At 34.3% G+C, this 5,227-nt stretch carries 4 protein-coding genes; 2 read left to right on the top strand and 2 right to left on the bottom strand.

Translation table 11 applies throughout. The annotated features are described in order from the left end of the window. Together ACH2CJ_RS21460 and ACH2CJ_RS21455 are read right to left on the bottom strand one after the other, a co-directional pair. Nucleotides 1–2,564, bottom strand: a 2,564-nt coding sequence (locus tag ACH2CJ_RS21460) for a SusC/RagA family TonB-linked outer membrane protein (RefSeq protein ID WP_394996542.1), incomplete at its 3' end; no start/stop codon positions are given. A 339-nt stretch (nucleotides 2,565–2,903) separates the two neighbouring features. Beyond that, entirely contained in the window at nucleotides 2,904–3,710 is an 807-nt protein-coding gene (locus tag ACH2CJ_RS21455) for a protein-glutamine glutaminase family protein (RefSeq protein WP_394996540.1), read from the bottom strand. Between the two features lie 293 nt (nucleotides 3,711–4,003). Here ACH2CJ_RS21455 and ACH2CJ_RS21450 point away from each other — a divergent pair, with 293 nt between their 5' ends. Next, on the top strand, nucleotides 4,004–4,738 hold the full coding sequence (locus ACH2CJ_RS21450; RefSeq protein ID WP_394996537.1) for an HAD hydrolase-like protein: 735 nt from the start codon (nucleotides 4,004–4,006) through the stop codon (nucleotides 4,736–4,738). Then, nucleotides 4,735–5,227 (top strand): FAD-dependent oxidoreductase (locus ACH2CJ_RS21445; RefSeq protein WP_394996534.1); only part of this gene is annotated, 493 nt, incomplete at its 3' end. The genes ACH2CJ_RS21450 and ACH2CJ_RS21445, both read left to right, overlap by 4 nt.

Here is a 5,227-nt window from a genome sequence, read left to right as displayed (position 1 = left end):
TCAGGCGTTTTTGCAAAAGCACGACCATAGTATTTGTCTAATCTGTCGCCAACTTTGAAAAATTGATTTAAGCTATTTACACCTGGATAAATTTCTGTCAAAACTTCTTTGAAAGTTGAGTAATTGGCTACAATCTCCCAATTAAATCCATTTGTATTTTTTATTGGTGAACCTGTTATCGCAAATTCCCAACCAGTTTTTTGAGTTTTAATACCATTTACTAATGCTGAGGTATAACCCGTAGCCGATGAGATTGGCAAAGAAAAGATTTTAGGACCTTCGTTTGAAATAAAATAGGTAAGGTCGAATCTAAGACGGTTTTTCAATATTCTCAAATCAAGGCCAATTTCTGATTGCGAAGTTGAACTTGGCTGTAATTCTGGATTATTCAAAGCTCCCGTAAAATAACCAGCGGGCTGATTATTATAAGCAAATGGTGTAGAATAAACCGCTGAGTTTGAATATGCAGGGCCATCATAAGGAGAATAATATTGGTCGCCGTATCCAATCGGATTTCCATCGCCCGTCAAACCAGGTGTAGTACCGATTGTCGAACGTGTCAAGCCATCTTTTACGTTGGCATAAGAAGCACGTACTTTCAAAAATGAAATAAATGAAGGCACGGTTACATAATCAGAAATAACCGTAGCAAATGAAACCGATGGGTAGAAGAACGTATTATTTCCTGAAGGTAAAGTTGATAATTTATCAACACGACCTGTTGTTGAGAGCGTTAAGAAATTTTTGTAAGAGAAGTCAGCCGAGTAATACGCTGAATTTACACGCATTGCCGAACCAAAATTGGCAGTACGTACAGGATTTGATGAATTATTGAAGTTATACAATCCTGGAACGTTCAAATAATCGGTCGAACCGTATTGAGAATTATATTCAAACGAACGAATGTTTCCACCACCCCAAATTTTAGCATTCAAGCCTCTGAATAAATCTTTGTCGAACTTAATCAGCACATCTGTATTGTTTTCAAACAAATTACGGCGGTCTTCACGGTAATCACCACGACGCTCGTCACGACCATAAGCACCAGCAGAGTAAGGCATTTTTTCACTACGGAACAAGTTCCAAGTAGTAATTTGCGAGCGAACAGATGCTTCTAAATAATCTGTAAATTTATAAGTCAACGCCGCTTGTCCGATAATGTCAGACTTTTGATGGCTACGCAACCATTCATAACTCATAAAATAGGGGTTGTTGTAACGTTGGTACTCAGCATAAATTTGTTGAATACCTTCTTTTCCTGCTTGCCAATAATTACGCATATCATCAACATTCCAGTCAGCACCCGCCCAAAGTGTCATGTTATAAATGATTGAGTTTGGTCCATAATTTACGTCAGGAATATTTGGCGTATATTGACGATTGTATTGTAAACTCGACTCAAATGAAAGTTTATTTGAGAATTTGTAGTCAGAAGACAAATTGAAATTAGTGATATTCAATTTTGTGTTAGGCACAATACCACGTTGCGTAGTTTGCGAAGTTGAAAAACGCAAGTTATATTTATCGCCCGAAGAGGCAACCGAAATATTATTTGTAGAGAGAATTCCTGTTTGTAAAAAACGTTCTAAATTGTCTTTTCCACGAGCAGTCCATGGCGTACCAGTTCTTACTCCTGTGGTTGGATTAATAGGACTATCGTATTGTGGAATCAATTGACCTTCGAATTTTGGTCCCCAGCCACCGTCATAATCACCATCATTTAGTCCACCACCTTTACCGTCAACAAACGCATAACGACCGTGGTCTCCAGGGCCATATTCGTCTTGTACTTTCGGAATAGCATAAAAACCGTTATCAAACATGGTTGAAGAGTTTACATCTACCGAAAATCCACGTTTGTCTTTTGTTCCACGCTTGGTGGAAATCAAAATTGCACCATTTTTACCACGAAAACCATACAAAGCCGATGCTGAAGCACCTTTCAAAACAGAATAAGACTCAATATCGTCGGGGCTGATATTCCAAGTATCAGAATTGATAGGCACGCCATCAACCACGTAAAGAATCTCGCTATTTCCTCTCAATGAGATATTTGGTTTACGAAGCATTTCTTGTTGAATACCAATTGTTAAACCTGCCACTTTACCTGCCAAAGCATTGATTGCATTTGGCTCACGTGCTTTAATCGTAGAAGCTCCATCAACTGTCTGAATAGCCACGCCAATACGACGAGCATCTTTTTTTATACCCAAAGCAGTAACCACAATTTCGTTTAAAGTTTTGGTGTCTTCTTCAAAACCAAGGTTGATAACTGATTGATTACCAACTGTTAGCTCTTGTGTTACGAACCCGATTGCTGAGAAAACTACTACCGAACGAGCAGATACATTGCTTAGTTTATAGTTTCCGTTAGCATCCGAATTTGTGCCTTGATTAGTACCTTTGATGAGTACACTTACCCCTGGAACAGGGTCTCCGTTTGGAGCAGAAATTTTGCCACTAACATTTTGATTTTGAGCATTGGCATACATTATTGCCAACAGCATACAAAACAAAATTCTGAAAAAACCAGAAAACTTGGTTTTGAGTAGAGATTTGTTCATAAAATTTGTTTGAAATATTTAAGTTTATTGTGTCGCTTTCAGTAATGAAGTAGATTTTTGAAAGCTAAAATTTACAAGTGCAAAAGTCGGGAAGTAATATAACCTTGACTTTAAGTGTAGGTTATCAAAATGTAAAAAATGAAGGCATGATGTTATTTATTTGTTAAAATTAGAAAACCCGTTCAGACTTTATAGAAGTGCAAACGGGTTTTGTGTTGTATAAGTTTTAACGATTAATTCATAAAATAAGCATCAATCTTATTTAAAGCGGTCATTTTTTGAAGAATTACGAGGTTTAAGCCTTGTAATTTTGACCAAACATCAAAGACGCAATATACACTACGAAAACCTACTAAGTTCATCTATCCATTTTTCGAGATTTTGTTCATAAATCAGGTGATATTTTATAATAACATCTTCGTGTTTTTCTTGAAAATCAATAGTCATTTTTTTGTTGAAAGCCTTATCTCTCAAAACGCACTCAAAATTATTGACGCTTCCAACCAAAAGTTTATATTCTTTACACAAGGGTGTTGTAGATTCAAGATTGTATATTTCGTTTTTGTAAAATTCAATGGCGGTTTCATTAATAGCTAAACCCTTCGGAATCCAATCAGCGTCTCTGCAAAGACCTTCATATAAGAAGAAATCTCCATTAAAAAGTCCATTTTTTTTTGTTTTTGATGGATTTACATGAAAAAGATATTGACTTGGCGAAGTAAACTCCAAATGAAAATTTGTGAGATTTATCTTTTGTAACCACTCGTTTAAATATAAAGGTTTGGTATCGTCAATAAAATAATCAAAAATATAAGACACATTTACATAATTGACCAATAAAGCTACATGATAACCCCATGATAGTTCTCCATTAAGCGATATACCGTTAGGGTCAGGCAATTGAATAGATTGTTTAGATTTTTCATGAATGCGAGAGGGAGCAAAAATCCAGATTTTTTTATACGAAATATTGTATTGATTTAAAACCATAGACCCAAAATGAACTAAATTATGACAATTGCCTTGTGGATATTTATAAATAGAATTTAGGTAGGTTTTTAGTTCTTCAAAATAGATTTGAGCATATTCGATTCTATCAGAGTTTATGATTTTGTTTTCAACAAAAATCATGTCATTATATATCATGTATAAAGCTTATTTAAGTACAAACTTAAATAAGCAAAACCTTTATTTATATTTTTTTAGATTAAGTGTTTATGATTTATTTGTTAAGTGTCGATTGTATAACCTCATAAAATCAATCGTTGGTAATAATTAGTAATTTTGATTAGTAAAATATGGCTTATTTGTTTTCAACAAAAATCAATTAATTGTTAAGTAATTTATTCAAAAGTTATTTTTTCATTAAATCACCCACAAAACTTGCCGTAAGTCGAACAGTTAGTATTTTATTTGTTGTTGAAAATAACCAAATAAAAATGCTGAAACTTCATAAAATCAAACTTGTGGTATTTGATATGGCAGGAACAACTATCCAAGATAAAAAAGAGGTTGAAACCTGTTTTGCTCAAGCCTGTAAACAAACTAATTTAGATGTTTCGGACGAACGTATTTTGGCATTGCAAGGCTATTCAAAAATTCAAGTTTTTAAATTACTTTGGGGCGAACGCTTGGGCGATTCACATAAAGACTTAAAAGAGAAATCCAATCTCTCCTACAAAATTTTTACTGAAATCCTTGAAAAACATTATCACGAAAATCCAATTTTACCAACAGATGGATGCTTAGATATTTTTGCGTTTTTGAGAGAAAACCAAATTAAAATTGCTTTAACAACTGGCTTTTATAGAAAAGTAAGCAATATAATTTTAGAGAAAATAGGGTGGTTAGACGGTTTAGATAAAAATCATTTTAACGCTTCTGGGAAAAGTATAATTGATTTGTCGATTACAAGTGATGAAGTTGAGAAAGGTCGCCCAGAGCCATTGATGATTCAAAAAGCTATGAAAATTTTGAATATAAAAGATACCCAAGAAGTTATAAATATCGGCGATACTCCCTCTGATTTACAATCGGGCGTGCGAGCAGGATGTCACTTGTCTTTAGGGCTAACTAATGGTACACATTCCCTCGAACAATTAAAGATTTATCGAAATCACGGACTTTTGTCGTCATTGAATGAATTGCAACCAATTATTAAAAATTTGTTATGAAATATGACCTCATAATTGTTGGTGCGGGTATTCTTGGAGTAGCTCATGCTTACCATGCTTCGAAAAGTGGCATGAAAGTTTTAATCTTAGAAAAAGACAATTTTCCTGTAGGCTCAACAGTTCGAAATTTCGGACAAGTTGTACCATCTGGTATGTCTGGTAAATGGTTCGATTATGGCATCAAATCATTGAAAATTTACCAAGAAATTCAACAAAAATTTGACATTTCAGTTAGAAAAAATGGCAGTATTTATGTCGCATCAGATGAAGATGAGTGGCTCTTAGCAAACGAACTTTACAGCCATCATCAAAGCACAGGCTATCCTTGTAGTTTGCTCTCAAAAAGACAGTGTTTAGAAATGTATCCTGAATTGAAATTCGATTACGTCAGAGGAGCGATTTACTTTCCAGAGGAAATTAGTGTAGAGCCTAATTTATTGATTTATAAGCTATTAGATTATTTAAAAGAGCAAAACAATGTTGATTTTA

It is taken from the genome of Emticicia sp., from assembly GCF_043780375.1.
Taxonomy (GTDB): Bacteria; Bacteroidota; Bacteroidia; order Cytophagales; family Spirosomataceae; genus Emticicia.
The sequence above is the reverse complement of the archived record's forward strand: the minus strand, read 5'-3'. Positions and strand labels throughout refer to the sequence as shown.